This window comes from Pseudomonas tritici (genome assembly GCF_014268275.3).
In the GTDB taxonomy this organism is placed as follows: domain Bacteria; phylum Pseudomonadota; class Gammaproteobacteria; order Pseudomonadales; family Pseudomonadaceae; genus Aquipseudomonas; species Aquipseudomonas tritici.
The window spans coordinates 3,596,611-3,616,729 of record NZ_CP077084.1 but is presented as its reverse complement, the minus strand read 5'-3'; the positions used below and the strand labels follow the sequence as shown (position 1 = coordinate 3,616,729).

At 60.0% G+C, this 20,119-nt stretch carries 17 protein-coding genes and 1 pseudogene; 6 read left to right on the top strand and 12 right to left on the bottom strand.

All coding sequences use genetic code 11. The features are described 5' to 3' along the window. Positions 1-134: 134 nt before the first annotated feature. From HU722_RS16205 to HU722_RS16190, 4 genes are all read left to right on the top strand, one after another. Positions 135-1,220, top strand: coding sequence for a phosphotransferase (locus tag HU722_RS16205; RefSeq protein WP_065872912.1), 1,086 nt, complete (start codon positions 135-137; stop codon positions 1,218-1,220). 25 nt (positions 1,221-1,245) lie between these two features. Beyond that, a complete protein-coding gene (locus HU722_RS16200; protein WP_065890904.1) occupies positions 1,246-2,601 on the top strand; it encodes an aspartate aminotransferase family protein in 1,356 nt (451 codons plus the stop codon). Between the two features lie 191 nt (positions 2,602-2,792). Next, complete coding sequence (locus HU722_RS16195) at positions 2,793-3,461, top strand: haloacid dehalogenase type II (protein WP_065890905.1); 669 nt, start codon at positions 2,793-2,795, stop codon at positions 3,459-3,461. Positions 3,462-3,567: 106 nt separating this feature from the next. Next, positions 3,568-4,893 carry an NAD(P)/FAD-dependent oxidoreductase gene (locus HU722_RS16190; protein WP_065891037.1) on the top strand — a complete coding sequence of 442 codons (1,326 nt, stop codon included), beginning with the start codon at positions 3,568-3,570 and terminating at the stop codon, positions 4,891-4,893. Between the two features lie 328 nt (positions 4,894-5,221). On the opposite strand, the gene HU722_RS16180 is transcribed toward HU722_RS16190, so the two are convergent. After that, the gene (locus HU722_RS16180; RefSeq protein ID WP_437182538.1) at positions 5,222-6,256 is read right to left on the bottom strand and encodes a methyl-accepting chemotaxis protein; all 1,035 of its coding nucleotides are present in this window, start codon (positions 6,254-6,256) and stop codon (positions 5,222-5,224) included. Between the two features lie 255 nt (positions 6,257-6,511). Further along, positions 6,512-6,787, bottom strand: a pseudogene (locus tag HU722_RS29290) (PAS domain-containing protein); the annotation flags it as partial. 162 nt (positions 6,788-6,949) lie between these two features. On the opposite strand from HU722_RS29290, the gene HU722_RS16175 reads away from it, so the two are divergent. Next, positions 6,950-9,148, top strand: a complete 2,199-nt coding sequence (locus HU722_RS16175) for an OsmC domain/YcaO domain-containing protein (protein WP_065890907.1) — start codon at positions 6,950-6,952, stop codon at positions 9,146-9,148. Between the two features lie 31 nt (positions 9,149-9,179). Here HU722_RS16175 and HU722_RS16170 read toward each other — a convergent pair whose 3' ends face one another. The 5 genes from HU722_RS16170 to HU722_RS16150 form a co-directional block, all read right to left on the bottom strand. After that, positions 9,180-10,346 (bottom strand): cystathionine gamma-synthase, encoded by a 1,167-nt coding sequence (locus HU722_RS16170; protein ID WP_065890908.1) that lies wholly within the window; start codon positions 10,344-10,346, stop codon positions 9,180-9,182. Beyond that, a complete protein-coding gene (locus HU722_RS16165) occupies positions 10,343-11,719 on the bottom strand; it encodes a pyridoxal-phosphate dependent enzyme (protein WP_065872918.1) in 1,377 nt (458 codons plus the stop codon). The genes HU722_RS16170 and HU722_RS16165 overlap by 4 nt, the downstream gene beginning before the upstream one ends. A gap of 127 nt (positions 11,720-11,846) precedes the next feature. Then, a complete protein-coding gene (locus HU722_RS16160; protein WP_083213979.1) occupies positions 11,847-13,019 on the bottom strand; it encodes an alpha/beta hydrolase in 1,173 nt (390 codons plus the stop codon). A gap of 159 nt (positions 13,020-13,178) precedes the next feature. Then, entirely contained in the window at positions 13,179-14,027 is an 849-nt protein-coding gene (dapA, locus tag HU722_RS16155) for a 4-hydroxy-tetrahydrodipicolinate synthase (protein ID WP_065880611.1), read from the bottom strand. A gap of 292 nt (positions 14,028-14,319) precedes the next feature. Continuing rightward, complete coding sequence (locus tag HU722_RS16150) at positions 14,320-15,711, bottom strand: hypothetical protein (RefSeq protein WP_065890910.1); 1,392 nt, start codon at positions 15,709-15,711, stop codon at positions 14,320-14,322. Positions 15,712-15,917: 206 nt separating this feature from the next. Here HU722_RS16150 and HU722_RS16145 point away from each other — a divergent pair, with 206 nt between their 5' ends. Then, positions 15,918-16,814, top strand: a complete 897-nt coding sequence (locus HU722_RS16145; protein ID WP_065890911.1) for an SGNH/GDSL hydrolase family protein — start codon at positions 15,918-15,920, stop codon at positions 16,812-16,814. Between the two features lie 114 nt (positions 16,815-16,928). Here the strand turns inward: HU722_RS16145 and HU722_RS16140 are convergent, their stop codons facing one another. From HU722_RS16140 to HU722_RS16120, 5 genes are all read right to left on the bottom strand, one after another. Next, a complete protein-coding gene (locus HU722_RS16140; protein ID WP_065872923.1) occupies positions 16,929-17,321 on the bottom strand; it encodes an ester cyclase in 393 nt (130 codons plus the stop codon). Positions 17,322-17,337: 16 nt separating this feature from the next. Beyond that, positions 17,338-18,057 carry an SDR family NAD(P)-dependent oxidoreductase gene (locus HU722_RS16135; RefSeq protein WP_065890912.1) on the bottom strand — a complete coding sequence of 240 codons (720 nt, stop codon included), beginning with the start codon at positions 18,055-18,057 and terminating at the stop codon, positions 17,338-17,340. 29 nt (positions 18,058-18,086) lie between these two features. Next, positions 18,087-18,707, bottom strand: a complete 621-nt coding sequence (locus tag HU722_RS16130; protein WP_065872925.1) for a LysE family translocator — start codon at positions 18,705-18,707, stop codon at positions 18,087-18,089. Between the two features lie 199 nt (positions 18,708-18,906). Continuing rightward, complete coding sequence (locus tag HU722_RS16125) at positions 18,907-19,398, bottom strand: GNAT family N-acetyltransferase (protein ID WP_065890913.1); 492 nt, start codon at positions 19,396-19,398, stop codon at positions 18,907-18,909. A gap of 109 nt (positions 19,399-19,507) precedes the next feature. Continuing rightward, the gene (locus HU722_RS16120; RefSeq protein WP_065880607.1) at positions 19,508-20,050 is read right to left on the bottom strand and encodes an ATP-binding protein; all 543 of its coding nucleotides are present in this window, start codon (positions 20,048-20,050) and stop codon (positions 19,508-19,510) included. Positions 20,051-20,119 lie beyond the last annotated feature (69 nt).

The following is a 20,119-nucleotide window of genomic DNA, read 5'->3' as shown; positions in this document are numbered from 1 at the left end:
ATTTTTTTGAAAGTTAACCCGTATATCTCGAAAAAAATTAGGCTTAATCTCTTTCAATATAAAAAATTGTAGCACAATATTCGGGCATCAAAGACGTGCGCCGGCATCGCATGTCCAGGGCCAGGAGTTCAGCGATGCAAGTGATTCAGAACGATCTGCACAGTGAGGACCTCGCAAGCTTGCAGGGTGATTTGGCGGCGCCTTTTACCCCGGTCTCCCTGGAGGAAGGCACACGGATCCTGCGCGAGCAGTTTGGCTTAAGTGCGGACCTCACCCGGTTCGCGACGGAAAAGGACGATACGTTTCGGTGCGACTGCCAGGGCGGCACGTCTTATGTGCTGAAAATCGCCAACCCGCGGGAGGTTCCGCTGGAACTCTCGCTGCAGGTCGAAGTGATGCGGCACATTGAGCGCAAGGCGCCGCAGCTTCCGACCCCCAGGGTTTATCAATCGCTGGAGGGTGAGTACCTGACACGCATTACCACGCGCAATGGCGATTCAAGGCAGGTGCGGCTCATGAGTTTCCTGGCAGGCACGCCGCTCGACAAAACCTCGGTGAAACCGCTAGGGCGCGAGCATATCGGCCAATTGCTTGCCCGTCTCAGGCTGGCCACTGCCGATTTCTCCCACCCGGCAGAGTCGCGCAAGGTGTGCTGGGATGTTCAGCACCTGAGCACACTCGAGCCCCTGATCAACTGTGTGGCTGAGCCGCTGCGCCGCCAGCAATTGGAAACGGCGCTTGAACGGTTTTCTGCGGTTGAGGGCTTGATCGCCGGATGTCGGCAGCAAGTGCTGCACAACGACTTCAACACTTCAAACATTGTGATTGATACGCGCAGCAAGCAGTTTGTCAGCGGCGTCATTGATTTTGGCGACACGGTCAAGACCGCCATCGCCATTGATGTCGCCACGGCCATGATGAACCAGTTAGGCACGGTAGGCGCCGATGACTCGGTGGATATTTTTGCCCCGGCAAAAGATCTCCTGCGGGGCTACCTTCGCATCGCCGACCTCACCGGCGCAGAGCTGGCCCTCATCCCGCACCTCGCAATGGCGCGCTTGACCGCCCGCGCCTTGATTACGACCTGGCGCTCGCAATTGTTCCCGCACAACAGCGCGTACATCTTGAGGAATGCTGCGCCCGGCTGGGGCCAGCTCGACTGGATGCTTAACCGATCACCCGCGCAAATGTCAGAACTCCTGATGTCCTTCGCCGATTAATGCTTCCTTGCTAAAGGGGATTCAAATGAGCAATTCAAAAATCGAGGCTACCCGTGGTGATATGCCAAACGGGTTCAATCCGGCCAATATCGAGAGGCTGGACGTCACGACGCGCGAGCATATCGAGCGGCGCGCCAATCTGTTAGGCCCGGCCTATCGGTTGTTCTATAACGAACCCGTGGGCGTGGCCCGTGCGAAAGGCGCTTACCTGTATGACAAGGACGGCAATGAGTATCTGGATGCCTACAACAATGTCGTGTCGGTGGGGCACTGCCATCCTCGCGTCATCGCGGCGATCACCGAGCAATTGAGTACCCTGTGCAGCCACACCCGCTATATGCAGGACGGCATTCTCGATTATGCCGAACAGCTGCGTGCGACTGCGGATGGCGAGATGGGCGCTGACGGGCAGTTGATGTTCACGTGCAGTGGCTCGGAAGCCAACGACCTGGCAATCCGCATTGCGCGCCATCACACCGGTAACACCGGCGTCATCGTGACCGCCGAGGCGTATCACGGAAACTCTGCCACCGTGGCGGCGTTTTCACCCTCGCTGGGGGCTAACGCCAAACTTGATCCGTTTGTTCGGCAGGTCCCTGCGCCAGACTCCTACCGTATTCCGCGTGAAGCGCTGGGGCGCTATATGGCGGACCAGGTCAGTGCGCAGATTCAGGATATCCAGCGCCATGGCGGTGGTGTCGCGGCCTTTATCGCCGACTGCCTGTTCTCCTCCGATGGCGTGTTTTGTGACCCGGTCGACGTGTTCGGCCCGATTGCCGAGGTCGTGCGTAAAGCCGGAGGCTTGTTCATTGCCGATGAAGTTCAGTCCGGCTTTGGGCGCAGCGGTACGCACTTCTGGGGCCATCAGCGGCATGGCGTCGTGCCGGACATCATCACCATGGGCAAACCCATGGGCAACGGTTACCCCGTGGCGGGCTTGATGGTACGCCCGGAAGTCGTTGCGAGTTTCGGGCGCGACATGCGTTATTTCAACACCTTCGGCGGTAATAGCGTGGCGATTGCCGCAGCGCAGGCAACGCTCGACGTCATTCGCGAAGAGCAGCTCATGGCCAACGCCAACCGTGTGGGAGGGCTGATCATGGCCGGTCTGAAAGACCTGGCCCAGCGCTATGAGCCGATCGGCGATGTGCGCGGCACCGGCCTGTACTTCGCTGTTGAATTGGTTACGGACCGGAGCTCGAAAGCGCCTGACATGAAAACGGCGCTGCGCCTGGTTAACCATTTACGTGAGCAGCGGGTGCTGATTTCCGCCACGGGACCGGATGCGAGCATCCTGAAAATTCGCCCGCCACTCATCTGGACGCCAAAGGAAGCGGGTCGACTGCTGGATGCGCTGGAAAAGGCGTTTGCTGCGTTGTGAAACCCTGGCCTGTCGCGCTGGCAAAGTCTGCCGGGCCAGGCCAAGTAAACGGTAGTTTGTTGCAGGTAGCCCATGCTTTTAACCGTTTATGCATGGCCTCGTGGTGATGTAATAACCCCATGACGAGCGATGCCCCATGCGTCGAACTGCCTGCCCCGCTATGACTTCATCCCTCATTAAGGACCGCATTCATGAGCTTTCTTCGCCCCAAATACATCACCTTCGACTGCTACGGCACCTTGACCAATTTCAAGACGGCAGCCTTGACGCGCGAGCTGTTCGCCGACCGTGTTCCCGCTGAGCGCATGGATCAATTCGTCAAGGATTACGCCGCTTACCGCCTGGACCAAGTGATGGGCGACTGGCTGCCGTATGACGTGATTCTCAAGACCGCCCTGGCGCGCACGTGCAAGCGATGGGGGATCGAATACCGCGACGAAGGGCAGCTGTACTACGATGCCGTACCGACCTGGGGCCCGCACGCGGATGTGCCCGCGGGCCTGGCAAAAATCGCCGGCAAAATTCCACTGGTGATCTTCTCCAATGCGATGGACGAGCAAATCATGTCCAACGTCGACAAGCTCGGCGCACCCTTCAACAAGGTCTTCACCGCGCAGCAGGCCCAGGCTTATAAACCGCGTTTGGCGGCGTTTGAGTTCATGCTCGACAACCTCAACTGCGGGCCGGAGGATGTGCTGCACGTGTCGTCAAGCTTCCGTTATGACCTGATGTCGGCCCACGACATGAAGATCAAGCACAAAGCGTTTGTCGCCCGTGGTCATGAGCAGTCCGCGCATGCCGCCTTTGGTTACCATCAGATTTCGGACATTGGTGGGTTGCCTGGGCTGGTAGGGCTTTAGTCCTGAGCGCGCCTGGAGAAAAAATCCACCCGCCGGGTTGAGGCTAACCCGATTTGAACAATGTATGCAGCGTAAACGGCTACCGACGCCAACGGGTACTTCAAACATGCCAGCTCCCTTAGTTTCCATAAAAACCACACCCGAACTGCCGACGGAGGCTGATGTGGTTGTGATTGGCGGCGGCATCATCGGCGCGTTTACCGCCTATTACCTGGCCAAGCGCGGCTTCAAGGTAGCCCTGGTCGAGAAGGGCAGGATAGGTGCCGAGCAATCGAGTCGTAACTGGGGTTGGTGTCGTCAGCAAAATCGCGATGCGCGCGAGTTGCCGATGGCGACTAAAAGCCTGGAGTTGTGGGGGCAGTTCAGCGCGCAAACGGGTGAAGACACGGGGTTTACCCGCTGCGGCCTGCTCTACCTCAGCAACAACGAAAAGGAGCTTGAGGGCTGGGCACGCTGGGGTGAATTTGCCCGCACCGTCAACGTCGAGACTCATATGCTCTCTGCGCAACAGGCTGCTGAGCGCGGCAAGGCAACCTGCAAACAGTGGAAAGGCGGGGTGTTTGCGCCCACTGACGGCATTGCTGATCCTTCCCGCGCTGCGCCGGCGGTTGCTCGCGCGATCATGAGCCTGGGCAGCACGGTGCATCAGGGCTGCGCCGTCCGTGGAGTCGAGACCGAGGCGGGTCGATTGTCTGCGGTGGTTACCGAAAAAGGCACCATCCGTACCAAGCTCGCGGTGCTCGCCGCGGGTGCCTGGGCGTCCTCCTTCTGTCGCCAATATGGCATTCGTTTTCCCCAGGCCACCATTCGGCAGACTGTGCTATCGGTAAGCGCGCCTTCTCAGGAAATACCCAGTGCGCTTCACACGGCCGGCGCCTCCATGACGCGACGCGCCGATGGCAGCTACACGCTAGCGATCAGTGGTAGAGGGCGTGTCGACGTCACACCGCAACTGCTTGGTTTCGCTGCGCAGTTTCTGCCGATGTTTCAGCGCAGATGGCGCAACCTTGCACCTGGCGGACTGGAGGGCATTCGCTCGGGCCATGAAAGCTGGAAACGCTGGCGCCTGGACCAGCCGACGCCGATGGAAAAGATGCGAATTCTCGATCCGAAAGCGGATGCCTCTGCGGTTGCACTGACCTACAAGCGAGCGGTGGAGCTGGTTCCTGCTTTGAAGGGCACAAAGGTCAATGCCGCCTGGGCCGGTTATGTGGACAGCACCCCTGACGGCGTTCCCTGCATTGGCGAAATGCCTAGCCTTCCGGGGCTGGTGCTGGCAGCCGGGTTCAGTGGGCATGGATTTGGTATTGGTCCAGGCGCAGGCCACTTGATAGCCGATATCGTCAGCGGCGCAGCGCCCATTGTTGATCCGCGACCGTATCACCCGGACCGCTTCCAGTCCTCGTCCTGGGGTAAGGTTGCGGACTTCTGAGCCCGCCGCCGGTGATTGGCGTGCTGCCGCAAACCAGGGACTGCCCGGCCGACAGCCTCGGCAGATCCTTGTGGGGCGCTGTGCATCGCTGAGTCTGTCTCCTGGCCGGCGACACCAGTGCGGTGTCGAGGCCGGGCGTGAGTGTGAGCAGCGTGGCAGCGAAGGTGAAGGCGAGGGGGTTATCCGTGATGGACATGGGAGGGCTTCATGACGGGGGGGAGGCAGGCGTTAACCCAAACAGGGTTACCCCATAAAGGCACCGGTTTTTGGTTTTGCTGTGGCAAGCCCGCTCGCCACAGCAAGCGGGCTTGCCACCGTTAACAGAGGATCAGCGATTAAACCGCTCAACCAACGCATATTGGGTGGATGCGGTACTTGTCAGCTCCTTGCTCAGGTCAGTGGATTGATGGGCTTGTATCGAGGTCTGGTCAGCCAGTTCGGCGATGGTGGTGATGTTGCGGCTGATCTCCTCGGCGACCGCGCTCTGTTCTTCGGTGGCGGCGGCGATCTGGGTGGTCATGTCGGTGATATGGGACACCGCTTCGCTGATGCCTACCAGGGCCTGGTCAGCTTCGAGCACCCAGGCGACGCCTTCCTGCGCTTGGCGTTGACCGTTTGCCATGCTGTTCACGGCGTTGTTGGAGGACGCCTGCAACTGGGTAATCAGCCCGTGGATCTGGGTGGTGGATTGGGAGGTGCGTTGCGCCAGTTGGCGCACTTCGTCGGCGACTACGGCAAAGCCGCGGCCCATTTCACCCGCGCGGGCCGCTTCGATAGCCGCGTTGAGCGCCAGCAGGTTGGTCTGGTCGGCAATGCCTTTGATCACATCCACCACACTGCCGATTTCGTCGCTGTCCCGAGCCAATTGCGCCACGGTGACGCCAGTCTCGGCGACGACAGCGGACAGGCGTTCGATGGCTTCACGGGTATCCCGCGCCACCTCACGACCGCGCCCGGTCAGCACGTTGGCTTGCTGGGTGGCATCCGCAGTGCGCTGTACGTGGCTGGCGACTTCCTGAGTGGTCGCGGCCATCTGGTTGACGGCGGCGGAAACTTGTTCGGTTTCGACACGCTGGCGGTCCAGGCCCTTGGAGCTGGCAGAGGCCAGCTGATCGGATTGCCCGGCCAGGGCACTCAGTTGTTCAGCGCTGTCCTGCAGGCGGGTGAGGCAGGTTTTCAGGCGCGCGCTCTGGCTGAGGAACGCTGTTTCCAAGCGTGCCTGTGGACCCCGGGCGTCGCTGTACATTTGCGCGATCAACGCATCCGACGTCGAGGGTTCGACACCTTGCAACAGGCGCAAGGTGCTGCCTTGGCGCCAGCGTGAGCAAAGCATACCGACCGGCACAGCGACGGCGACGGCCACCGCGATAGCCAGCGGTGCACTGAGGAATAATCCAGCGAGGCTGCCAGCCAGTCCGGTCGCCACGTAAGGCACGCTGCTGACGGCGGCCGGCAGCCAGGCGTCCTGGCGTGGCACGCCCGGTTTGCCCCGGCTGATACGCTGATACAGGGCCTGGGCCCGGCGGATTTCGTCGGCGCTGGGCTTGACCCGCACTGACTCGAAACCGACAACCTTATTGCCTTCAAAAATCGCCGTGACATAAGCGTTGACCCAATAGTGGTCACCATTTTTCGAGCGATTCTTGACGATGCCCATCCACGGCTGGCCTTGTTTGAGCGCGCTCCACATGTGCGCAAAAACGGCGGGGGGCACATCAGGGTGACGTACGATGTTCTGCGGCGCGCCGATCAGGTCGGCGCGTTCAAAGCCGCTGATCTCGACAAAGGCGTCGTTGCAGTAAGTGATGACACCGCGGACATCCGTGGCGGAGATGAGTTTTTGTTGCGGCGCGAGGGAAATCTCGCGTTGTGTTACAGGCTGGTTATTGCGCATTCAGACTACTCCCTGGTTGCCCTCAGTCCATCGGCGCCAACTGCTAAAAGGTTAATGCACATTGGCTAATTCGCCAGCCACTGGTCAAAAGCCTGAAATTTGCGGATGAAACCCCTCATAATGGCGGCCATTTTTGTTTAGCCGTTATTCTGGTGTGCCCCCATGGAAATCAAGGTCAACTTTCTCGACAACCTCCGGCTTGAAGCCAAGTTCGATGACTTCACGGTGATTGCCGACCAGCCCATTCGCTACAAAGGCGATGGCTCGGCACCGGGGCCGTTCGATTACTTCCTGGCGTCGTCGGCGTTGTGCGCGGCGTACTTCGTGAAGCTGTACTGCGAAACACGCAATATCCCCACGGACAATATTCGCCTGTCGCAGAACAACATTGTCGACCCGGAAAACCGCTACAACCAGATCTTCAAGATCCAGGTTGAGTTGCCGGCGGATATCTCCGACAAGGACCGCCAGGGCATCCTGCGCTCCATCGACCGCTGCACGGTTAAAAAAGTGGTGCAGGCCGGGCCTGAGTTCGTCATCGAAGAAGTCGAAAACCTGGACGCTGATGCCCAGGCGTTGTTGATGCCAGGTTCTACGGCCGAGGGCGGTACCTACATTGCCGGCAAAGACCTGCCACTGGAACAGACCATCGCCAACATGTCCGGCATTCTCGCCGGCTTGGGCATGAAGATCGAAATCGCTTCGTGGCGCAATATCGTGCCCAACGTCTGGTCGCTGCATATCCGCGATGCACACTCGCCGATGTGCTTCACCAACGGCAAGGGCGCGACCAAAGAGGGCGCCTTGGCGTCGGCACTGGGCGAGTTCATCGAACGGCTCAACTGCAACTTCTTCTACAACGACCAGTTCTGGGGCGAAGAACTGGCGAATGCAGCCTTCGTGCATTACCCGGATGAGCGTTGGTTCCAGCCAGGTCCCAAGGACGCACTGCCAAGCGAAATCCTCGACGCTTACTGCCTCAAGGTTTACAACCGCGATGGCGAACTGCGTGGTTCGCACCTGTTCGACACCAACTCCGGCAACGAAGCGCGCGGGATTGTTTCGCTGCCATTCGTGCGCCAGTCCGACGGGGAGGTGGTGTACTTCCCTTCCAACCTGATCGAAAACCTTTACCTCAGCAACGGTATGAGTGCGGGCAACACCCTGGCCGAAGCCCAGGTGCAATGCCTGTCGGAGATTTTCGAGCGTGCAGTGAAGCGTGAAATCATCGAAGGTGAGTTCGCCTTGCCGGACGTACCGGCCGAGGTCCTGGCCAAATACCCTGGCATCCTGGCCGGTATTCAAGGCCTGGAAGCCCAGGGCTTTCCGGTATTGGTAAAAGACGCCTCGTTGGGCGGTGAATTCCCGGTGATGTGCGTGACCCTGATGAACCCACGCACCGGCGGCGTCTTCGCCTCCTTCGGCGCGCACCCGAGCCTGGAAGTGGCGCTGGAGCGCAGCCTCACCGAACTGCTGCAAGGCCGCAGTTTCGAGGGTTTGAATGATCTGCCGCAGCCGACCTTTGAAGGCCAGGCGGTGACCGAGCCGAACAACTTCGTCGAGCACTTCATCGACTCCAGCGGCGTGGTGTCGTGGCGTTTCTTCAGTGCCCAGTTGGACTACGAGTTCGTTGAGTGGGATTTCTCCGGCGAAGGCGAAGACTCGAATGCCCAGGAAGCCGCGACGCTGTTCGGCATCCTTGAAGGCATGGGCAAAGAATCCTACATGGCGGTGTACGAACACCTCGGCGCCACCGCGTGCCGCATCCTGGTGCCGGACTACTCGGAAATCTACCCGGTGGATGACCTGATCTGGGACAACACCAATAAGGCGCTGTTTTTCCGCGCGGATATCCTCAACCTGCACAGCCTCAATGAGGAAGAGCTGCAAGCGTTGGTCGAGCGTCTGATCGAAAGCGAGCTGGACGACTACACCGATATCACCACCCTTATCGGTATTGAGTTCGACGACAACACCGCCTGGGGTCAGTTGACCATTCTGGAGTTGAAATTGCTGATCTTCCTCGCCTTGCAGCAACACGAGGAAGCCAAAGAGTGCGTGGAGATGTTCCTGCAGTACAACGACAATACCGCTGAGCGTGGCCTGTTCTATCAAGCGATGAATGCGGTGCTGGAGATGGAACTGGACGACGACCTGGAACTGGCGGATTACGAAGCCAACTTCCGCCGCATGTTTGGCAATGAGCGGATGGACGCGGTGATTGGTTCGGTGAAGGGCGATGTGCGGTTCTATGGCCTGACGCCGACCAGTATGAAGCTGGAGGGGTTGGAGCGGCATCAGCGCTTGATTGAGAGTTACAAGAAGCTGCATTCGGCGCGCGCCAACATCACCTCAGCCTGACGCTGATCCCACAGGGGATCGATGTCGGATGTTAGATGTGTGCCAGGGCCTGCGCCAAATCCGCGCGCAGGTCCTCTACATCCTCAACGCCCACCGACAACCGCACCAACCCATCGCCAATTCCCAACTGCGCCCGCGTGGCGGCCGGAATGCTCGCATGGGTCATGATCGCCGGGTGTTCGATCAAGCTTTCCACGCCGCCGAGGCTTTCAGCCAGGGCGAAGATCTTGACGTTTTCCAGGAAGCGCGTAGCGCCGGCCAAGTCGCTGTTCAGGTCAATCGAAATCATCCCGCCAAACCCACGCATCTGTTTTCGTGCCAGCTCATGCTGCGGATGGGACGCCAGGCCCGGGTAGTACACCCGCGAAACGTGCGGTTGCTGCTCCAGCCAAGTGGCCAGGTCCAAGGCGTTGCTGCAATGGCGCTCCATGCGCAGTGCCAGGGTTTTCACGCCGCGCAGCGTCAGGAAGGCATCGAAGGGGCCAGCGATGGCGCCAACCGAGTTCTGCAGGAAGCCCAGGCGTTCAGCCAGCTCAGGGTTGTCGCCGACAATGGCAATGCCGCCAATGACATCGGAGTGGCCGTTGAGGTATTTGGTGGTGGAATGCACCACCACATCAAAGCCCAGCTCCAGCGGGCGCTGGATCCATGGGCTGGCGAAGGTGTTGTCGGCCACGCAGATGATGCCGCGATCGCGGCAGATGCGCGCGATCGCGCTGAGGTCGGTGAGGCTCAGCAGGGGGTTGCTGGGGGTCTCGACCCAGACCATGCGCGTGTCGTCCTGCAAGCTGGCCTCAAACGCCGACAAATCACTCAGGTCGACAAAGCTGAAGCGGTGCCCGGCGCTGCGTTGGCGCACCTTGTCGAACAGACGGAAAGTGCCGCCGTACAGGTCATTGCCGGACACGATATGGGCGCCGGCATCCAATAATTCCAGCACCGTCGAGATCGCCGCCAGCCCGGACGCAAAAGCGAATGCCTGGCTGCCACCTTCCAGGTCCGCCACGCAGCGCTCTAGGGCAAACCGTGTCGGGTTATGGGAGCGGCCGTAGTCGAAGCCCTTGTGCACGCCGGGGCTGTCTTGCAGGTAGGTGGAATTGGCGTAGATCGGCGGCATCAGCGCGCCCGTGGTCGGGTCGGGAGATTGCCCGGCGTGGATCACTCGCGTGGCAAATGCGCTTTTATCAGACTGACTCATGCCAGGGACCTCCGTAAGTGGTTGAGCAGGTCGACGCGGGTGATCAGGCCGTGGAAGCCCGAGGCGTCGGCAATAATGGCGACCAGGCCGCGATCCAGTTCCGCCTGCAATTGCGCCAGGCTGGCGCTGGGGGCCAGGGTTTGCAGGGTGTCTGTCATGGCGCTGGAGACGATCATGGAGAAGTGCGTGGCGTCCTGATGCAGGCCCAGCAGGATGTCGGATTCATCGATCACGCCCACCAATTGCTTGCCGTCCACCAGCACCGGCAGTTGGGACACGTCAGCCAGGCGCATGCGCTGGAAGGCGGTGAGCAGGGTGTCGTCGGGGCTCACGCTGATCACGCGGCCGTCTTCGAAGCGCCGCGCGATCAGGTCACGCAGGTCGCCGTAGTGTTTGTAGTGCAGCAGGCCTGCGTCGGTCATCCATTGGTCGTTGTAGACCTTCGACAGGTAGCGTGTGCCCGTGTCGCACACAAAGGTCACCACACGCTTGGGCTCGGTCTGTTCGCGGCAGTAACGCAGGGCGGCGGCGAGCAGGGTGCCGGTGGATGAACCGCCAAGGATGCCCTCGGCCTTGAGCAACTGCCGGGCGTGGTCGAAGCTTTCTTCATCGCTGATGGAATAGGCGTGGCGCACGCTGGACAGGTCGGCAATCGAGGGGATGAAGTCCTCGCCAATGCCTTCCACCGCCCAGGAGCCCGGTGTGTCCAACCTGCCGCTGCGGCTGTATTCGGCCATCACCGAACCGACAGGGTCGGCGAGCACCATGGCCAGTTCGGGCTGCACGCGTTTGAAGAACCGCGTCAGGCCGGTGAGCGTGCCGGCCGAGCCGACGCCCACCACAATCGCGTCCAGATCATGCTGGGTCTGGGCCCAGATCTCCGGCGCGGTGCTGGTCTCGTGGGCCAGGGGATTGGCCGGGTTGTTGAACTGGTCGGCGAAGAACGAATCGGGAATGTCCTCTGCCAGGCGCGCGGCCATGTCCTGGTAATACTCGGGATGGCCCTTGCCCACGTCGGAACGGGTGATATGCACCTCGGCGCCCATGGCCTTGAGGTGCAGCACTTTTTCCGTGGACATCTTGTCAGGCACCACCAGCACCACCCGGTAGCCCTTGGCCCGGCCGACCAGTGCCAGGCCCAGCCCGGTGTTGCCGGCGGTGGCTTCGATGATCGTGCCGCCAGGGCGCAGACGGCCGTCGCGTTCGGCGGCATCGATCATGGCCAGGCCGATACGGTCCTTGATGGAACCCCCGGGGTTTTGCGATTCAAGTTTGAGAAACAGCGTGCAGGGACCGGTGTCGAACCGGCTGATCCGAACCAGCGGCGTGTTGCCGATAAGCTCGAGGACGGCGGGGCGGGAAGGGCTGGGCATGGCGTCACCGGTGCGAGTGGGCGTAGGTGGGACAGCAAAGTGCAAAGCATGCCTTGGACCATAGGCCTGGATCGCAGCGCTCGCAACCGGGTGGTCCGCTGTTTATCTTTTTTTGGCGCATTGGCCGTCAGGGCGGGTTTTGTCGATGCGATAACGACGTTGAAGACGCTTGCATCACTTGATCCATAACCTTGGCCTGCCAACCGAAGTACGGATTGAATGTCAGCCGCGCATGCACTTTGCCCGGCTCGCGATAACCCCAATCCGAATACCAAACGGGGTCGCCTGCGCGACAACGCGCAAAGTCCTCATCGGTCTGGCCATTCAAGCAAACAGGCTGGCTGCCGCTGGGCCCGTAGAGGGGATTGGTGGGGGCGAACAACACCCCCATATGGGAGAACTGGCTGATCCGCTCTGCGGGCAAGTGGTCATTGCGTACCAGGACCCGCGGCATTGGTTGTGCGCTGTTGGGGTCGCCGTACCAGATCATTCGCGAAGCCGGGTGGGTGAAACGCTCGGCGAAGGTTTGCTTTACAAAACCGACGTCTATCACCGAGTCATGGGCCGCGCTGACGATCAGTACGGGCCGATCAAACGGCCGGTCTTTCAGTTTGTCGCGTACTGACTTGCTGGTCTGGTAGAACTGGGCAAAGCCATTGGTGGGGATGTTCTGGTAGCGCAGCGGTGTTTGTTGCTGGCGAGGGCCGGCAGGGTCGCGCAGCCAGGGTTTGATGTGGGCCAACCAGGACGACAGCCAAATGTAACGATTGCGTGCCTTGAACGCGGGCGAAAACATCAGCAGCCCGGCAATGCTCGGATCTTCAATAGCGTACTCCAACACCAGATTGGCGCCCGTGGAGAAACCGCCGAGATAGACTTGATCCACCTCCTGACGCAGCAGCGCCACGTGTTGTGCCACCGTCCTGCGCCAATCCTCGATGTTAACGTCGAGCATGTCCGACGGTTGCGTGCCATGTCCTGGCAGCAGCAGCGTGCGCACGCGGTAGCCCCGCGACGCCAGTTGCGCGCCAATGTCGCTGAAGGACCCCGGTGAGTCGCCCAAACCGTGCACCAGTAGCACGCCGTGGCCATTGGGCGTTTGCGAGACCCATTCGCGCGGCGCATTCCAGTCCAGTTCCAGCCTGTGGTCTGGGTTTTGGAAACGTCGGTCACGCTCAAGGTCCACCAGCGTTTGTTGGCGGTATTGTTCGAAACTCGACGGCGCAGGTGAGGGCAGTACGGCTGAGTGGGCGGTGCAACCGACCAGGCTGAGCAGCATCAGTAAATGCAGTGATTTCATCGAGTCCCCCCCCAAGCGGCGCAAAGTGCAGCCGACCTTACGCGCCGATCAGGTCTGTCGCCAGTCTGATAGCGAGCAATCACCCTGGAAAAATATAACGATTAGTAACTGCTGTCTAAAGCGATCGGATAGCCGCTGAGCGCCTCTGTCAGAGCATTCCTACAATTGCTTCAGCCGGGTAACAACCGAGTCGCTGGCTCGCTGCATAGGTGCCCGCAGCTCGCGGCCGATCAACCCCTCCAGCGCCAGTGCGGCCTTCACTGGCGCCGGATTGGGCTCCATGAACATCGAGTTGATCAATGGCAGCAACTGGAAAAACGTCGTCCGCGCCTCGGCCAGTTGGTTGTCTCGCACCTGCTGCCACAACGCTACAAACTCTGCCGTCCTTATATGTGCCGAGGCCGCAATCGCCCCGGTCGCGCCGAGGCACAGCGCGTTGAACATCTGCACATCTTCCCCACACAACACATCCACCTCAGCGCTGGCCAGCAGCGCCAGGGTATTGCCCAGGTTGCCGCCGCAGTCCTTGATCGCCAAGATCCGCGGGTGGGTGACGATAGTCAGCAAGGTGGCCTGCTCGAAGGTTGCGCCGGTGCGATAGGGAATGTCATACAGAATGATCGGCACGCTGGACGCATCGGCCACTGAGTGGAAGAAGGCCACTAGGCCGGCCTGGGACGGGCGGATGTAACTCGGCGCCGGCACCAGCAAACCGGCGACCGGGCGTTGCAGGATTTCACGCTGGAAGTGCAGCAATTCAATCTGGTTGTTGCCCGCGAGGCCCATCACCACGCGGTGCGCCGGGACCAACTGCAACACCGCATCCAGCACCGCGAGTTGTTCCTGGCGGCTCAGCGATGCGGCTTCCCCGGTGGTGGTGCATACCATGATCCCGGCCACGTGCTTTTCCAGCAGGTGGCTGACCAGCCGGCGCAGGCCGATAAAGTCGATGGCACCGTCATGGAACGGCGTGACCACGGGGACCCAGATACCTTGAAACGATGACATGCACTTTCTCCTGATGATTGACCGCTTGAGTCACCGTCAGAAGGGCAGAGGGAATTGTGCAAGGGAGGAAGACCGTCGCGCTCAATGTCCTGTCAGCTCATCTGACGGGACAGCGCGCCCCGGTCACATGAGCGACTGTTTCTTCGATTTGAGGACGTGCGCCACGCAACCTTGCGCCTTGGCAATTGGGCCAATGGCGGAAAGGTTAACGGAGGACATTGCGGACATTGGCTGACACACCCTGAATAAGGCCTCCATCTTTATGGAATATTGCAGAGTGTGTCAACGGCGTTTATTCGAATTTATCGATACGCGTGTCGGAGTAGTAGAACGCGTTCTTGTCCGTGCTCGACTCGTAGAAGTAAGCGTAGTCGGTCAGGTAGTACAGGTGGTTCACCCGGTTGTATTCATCATTGTCGAAGCTGCACTTAAGGGCCTTGGCCGTCCCGAGCAGGCCAGGGTTGAGCTCGCTGGCTTGCAGTTCGCGTTCAACTACGCAGCGGGTAATCTGGACTTTGGTGCGGCTGCCAATGAGGCTGTTGAGGCTGGAGCGCGTTGTTTGATAAATCACGGTGTCGCCCACCGGCAGGGATTTCCAGTTGCCGGTGAAGCTCAGCTGCGTCAGCGTCTCGCTTTCTGCCATGCCTGAGGAACTGAAGGTGCTTTTCGCCACCAGGGGGATGAGGTTGCGCCAGCTCACTGTGTGGCTTTCATAGCCTTGCCCGCGAGTGGCGATGGCCAGTTGCCCGCTTGCCGCATCTTGGCTGATGAAGTCCGCACTCTGGCTGTTGGTGGTCTCGCCCTTGAGTGTCGACGTGCCGGTCATGTGCACGTATTTGAAGGCACGGGCGGGCTTGTCCAGGTTCAACTGCGTGATTGCGGCCAGCACCTGAGGTTGTACCGAGGTCAGTGCAATGGTCACCGGCGCCTTCAGCCGTGGTTTGAACGCCGGCAGCGCGGCAATCTTCTGCGGGGTGACGCACACCTTATTGAATAACAGCACATAGTCGGCATCGCTACCGGCGATTTTCTGTGGCGTGGGGAAACTGTCGACGCGGCCATCACTGACGCGGTTGTCGGCGTCCATGTCGTAGCCAGCCAGCGCCTTGTAGGTACCGTCCGTGCAAGACACCGCAAAGTGCTCGCGTTTCTGCGCATAGGGGGCGTTGTAGGGCATATCGTTGAGCACCGCCGGTTCGTCGAAGGCGGCCCAGAAGCGTGTTTCGCCATTCACGGTCTTGATGCTGTTGGCGTCGATCAATACCTGGTTGTCATGCTCGTTGGCCTGCACCAGGCGCCAGTCTGGCTTCGGCGTTTCGGCACAGGCGCGCACGAATGTCTGGTTGGCGGCCAAGGTCGCGCGCAATTGCGGCGATAATTTGCGCGCCGCGCTGTAGCGGCCGGCACTGGCGGGGTAGACACGTTGCGAGCCGTCCAGGTACAGCAAATGCAGTTGCGGCGATGAACAGGCTGCCTCGAATTGCATGGTGCGCCGCAGACTACTCGGGCCGTCCGGCATCAGCAGCTCGAAGCTGAGCAGGTCGCCTTCGCGCACGATGCTGTTTTCAACCAGGGGCTGGGCGAGGGTGTCGGCGAACATGCGGTCGACTTGGGTTTTCTGGTTGGCACAACCGGCCAGGGTGGCGATGCCACCGATCAGCAAAAGAGGAGTGATAAAGCGCACGAGAGCCTCGTTGAGTCCATTCGGGTTTAAGGGTGACGGCGGGGAGAGCTGAATCTGTAGCCGGATGTTACAAGGTGAAAGCCTAACGAGCCAAACGGCATCTGTACAGCGCTTGCATGGCCGCCGCCGGATATGTGCGGGTCGCAATCGTTTTACTGCGTTTGCAGCGGGGCGCTAGTCTATCCAGACATTCTGGGAGAACTTCGATGATTCGACGCGCGTGCCTGGCTGCTCTGCTGACCCTGTCTGCCTCGACCGCCTTAGGCGCCTCGAGCTACGATCATCTGTATGCCTTCGGCGACAGCTATTCCGACAATGGCGCGGGCGAAGCGCTCACCACGCGACTCGCGACGCAACAGGTCAAGGATGCCCAAGCGCTGCCAGGCCCGCTGTATTGGAAGGGACGCTGGAGCAATGGCCCGACCGCCGTCGAAGGCTTGGCCGACGCACTGAAAATACCCCTGACCGACTACGCGGTAGGGGGGGCCAAAAGTGGCCACGGCAACTACTACACGTGGATGATGCCGTCCCAGGATACGGGCGTTCTGGGCCAAGTCGCCGAGCACTTGCAGGCCGTCAAGTCGCACAAAGCCGACCCCAAGGCGCTGTATTTCATCTTCATCTCGGCCAATGACTTTTTCGAATGGGCCGATTTCTCCCATCCTGAAACCATTGAAGCACTGAGCGAATCCAGCCTGGCCAACATTCGCAGCGCTACCGAGCAATTGGTAGCGGCGGGCGCCAGGCACGTAATGGTGGTGGGCACCACAGACCTCAGCCATGTGCCCGCCGTGGTGCAGGGCAACCAGGTCGATAATGCGAAGAAATACCAGCAGTTGCTGGCGCAAAAACTCCCGGCTGCGCTGGCGCAGGTCGGCGTGGCAAAGGTCAGCTATTTCGACCACTTGGCCTTCAGCGACAAACTGCGCGCCAATCCCGCCGCCAATGGCTTCAAGGACCTGGACACACCGTGCCAAGCCACTTACCCGGAAGTGAAACCGGTGTGCACCAACCCCGATGCCCATTATTACTGGGACGAGTGGCACCCCACCCGCACAGTCCACGCGCTGGCTGCCAAGGCGATGCTTGAGGTGCTGCCTTAACCTGCGGCCACCGCCGCTTCAATCGCGGCGATGAAGGGCGGTGCCGTCGTACCAGAGGCAAAGGGTATTTTTGCGGTTCATGGTCGGTCTCCACAGAAAATCGGTGTGTGGAGTCTAGACGGCCAGTTGCTGTTCGATGGCTCCCTTGTCGATTACCGACCACACGTGGGCAAATTTACCGTCCACCACCTCATAGAACACATTCTCGTCGAAGCTCACCTTACGCCCATTGATCGGCAGCCCGAAAAACTCGCCTCGGGGGGTAACATTGAAATTCAGGCGGCTGGCAACAGTAGGCGGGTCGGCGACCAGCAATTGGATACGAAACACCAGGTCAGGTATCTCGCGAAAGTCCCGCTCCAGCATGGCGCGGTAGCCGGCGAGGCCGACTACCTTGGCGTTGTAGGTCACGTCCGGGTGCACGAAGTGATCCAGGCGGTCCCAGTCCTGGCGGTTCAAACAGTCGATATAGCCCTGGTAAAAGGCGGCGAGTTCATCTCGGCGCATACGGCGTTCTCCTCTGTTAAAAGCGCCCGTCCAGAATTGCCGGCAAGGTGATTTCCTTGACGAAGCTGGCCGACGACAGGCTTAACGCCATGCGCACCACCTGCACCACGTCGTGCACGGGGATCGAGTGGCCTTCATCACGCTGCTCGGCCTGCGCACGCGGCGTACTCAAAGGGTCTTGCGTATTCAGGTACCCCAGGTTCAGACACGTAACCGCCAAGCGCTGCTGGCGATAGCCTTCACGCAGTGCATCGGCAATCCCGCGCAAGGCAAACTTGGAGGCCCCAAAAGCCACTTCCGGACGGCCACTTTGCGGCAGGCCGGAAGTGGAGCCGGTCAGGATGATCCTGGGGTTGGGGCTTTTGAGTAGCACTGGCAACAGTCGCTTGATCAGCAGCAGGGTAGACGTGATGTTGCAGGTGACGATGGCTTCGATCTGGTCATCGTCGTCGGCCAGGAAGTTGTAGGTCGGGTCGAAGGCAAATTCTTCCCAGATGCCCAGGTTGTAGATCAGCGTGTCCAAACCACTTTCTAAGATCGTTTCTGCAATGACTTGCGCTGCCTGAGCGGGTTTGGCGAGGTTAGCCTCGATCCACTTCACCTCAACGCCAGCCTTGTGGTCCAGGTGCTCGGGACGGCTGCGGGACACGCCCAGCAATGTATCCCCAGCCTCGCCGAGCCCCTCGATCAGGGCTTTTCCCAACCCTTTGCTTGCGCCAACCACCATGGTTTTCATTACGTGTCTCCTTGACTGTATAACGTTAGTTAAGCCCTGCGCGCCATCAACAACACCGTCGCCGCCGCTGACAGCAACCCCGCGCAGCATCGATTAAACATACGCTTGCCCCGAGGCTCCGCAAACCAGCGCCGCATATGCAGGCCCATATAGGCGTAGGCACTGATGGCGATCCATTCCAGCACCAGGAACATCACGCCCAGTAGAGCGAATTGTGGAGTGATCGGCTCGCCGGGCACGACGAATTGCGGCAGGAACGCGGTGAAGATCAAGATGGCTTTCGGATTGCCCGCCGCCACTAAAAACTCCTGACGCGCCAACGCCCACAATCCCACACTAGCAGTAGTCGACTCAGCCTCTGCCTCGGGATTCGCCCGCCACAACTGATACGCCAGATAAAACAGATACGCCGCCCCCAGAATCTTGATCCCATAAAACAACAACTCCGACGTTTGCAGCACCACTGCCAAACCGGCCGATGCGAGGGCGATCATGCCGGCGAAGGCCAGCAGCCGGCCAATACCCGCCAGGCACGAGGTGCGGTAGCCGTAGCGCGTGGCGTTGCTCACAGACAGCAGGTTGTTCGGGCCGGGCGCCATGTTCAAGGCGAAGCAGGCGGGGAGGAAAAGGGCGAGGGTGGCGAGGTCCATGGCAGCTCCGGGATCGCGTGGGCGGGGAGGTGTGAGGATAAGGGGGCAGGGGGCAGTTGGACAATGCGCGCGTTGAGTCTGCGATGACGCCAACGCGCGCGGATCAACTTAGCTCTGGCTTGCCGGTGTCTCTTCGGTAGTTGAAACCTCGGCACGCAAACGTTGACCGACGCCATCCATCAGGTCAGCTGGGCCTGGATCAGGTCTCGGCTGCCGAGTTGCCTTGGGCAGGGTGACGAACATAATAGTTGTCGAACTCGGTACTTTCGACAAACTGGAAGCCATGACGCGTGTAAAAGCGATTTGACTCGCTTTCTCTGAGAGCCCCTACCCGCACTGCCATTCCTGCGGCCTCCGCTTCCACGAAGATTTGACTAAGGACAACCGAACCTATGCCCGCGCCTTGTGCGCTCGGCTTGATGTACAAATGATCAAGCAGTAATCCGTCGATAAGCGGCTTGACGACGACGAAACCTACTCGCTCGCCGGAAACTTCGATGTAGCGAGTGGACTCGGAGGAAAAGCCTTCGCGAAAACGCTCTCGGGCCCGCACGGGATCGAAGCGACCAATGCGCACAAGGCTTTCACGCATGGCTTCAATCCGAATAGCCACAAGTGTTTCGAAATCACTGGGTTGAGTTCCAACAAGAGTAACTAAAGGGATATCCGTAGTTGCGGGCTGAAATTGCATCCCGAGTGCTCCCGTTTCCATTCAGTAGAATCAGCTCTCACAGAAAGCTTGTTTGAAAAGTCCCAACGGTGGATGGGGCAATGTGGGTTAACGGATTCCGAGTGTTCAGCTACGGCGACATGCGCGACACCGCCTGCACGACATCCTCTGCCATCTGTTCAGCACTGCTCATCCCGTCAACCCGTAAGACCGGGGCCGTCTGCCGGGATAACCACGCCTCGTGCCACGCTCGGTTGCGTCCTGAAAAGTTCGGGTCATCATACTGCGAAGCCCATTCCCGAAAGGCCTCATGTATCTGATGCATGTCACCACCTGGCGCTATCCGGCCGCCAAAGTGCTCTTTCTCACGTGCCGCCAGCCGTTCAAGGCGAACGGGTGTTGGTGTGACAACGAAGACAATCAGCTCCGCATCAGCGATCAGCGCATCGCCCCAGCCCATGCATGAACCGCTCAACACCCAATCGCCGTCACCGAGTGCTTGCTGCATCAATGACACGCGATCAGCGGGAGGCCGCTTGGTTGTGTAAGGAGGGTCTGTGGGCATCCAGTAATAATCATCGACATCGACCTGCCTTACATCAAGCCGCGTGGCGAGGTTCTGACCCAAAGTCGTCACGCCCGCACACGACGCACCTGTGATGTAAATCCGCATTTTTTCCTCCATGAATACACGCTGGTTTCGAGGTCAGTGAGCTACCCGATAAGCAGGCCGACTATTCCG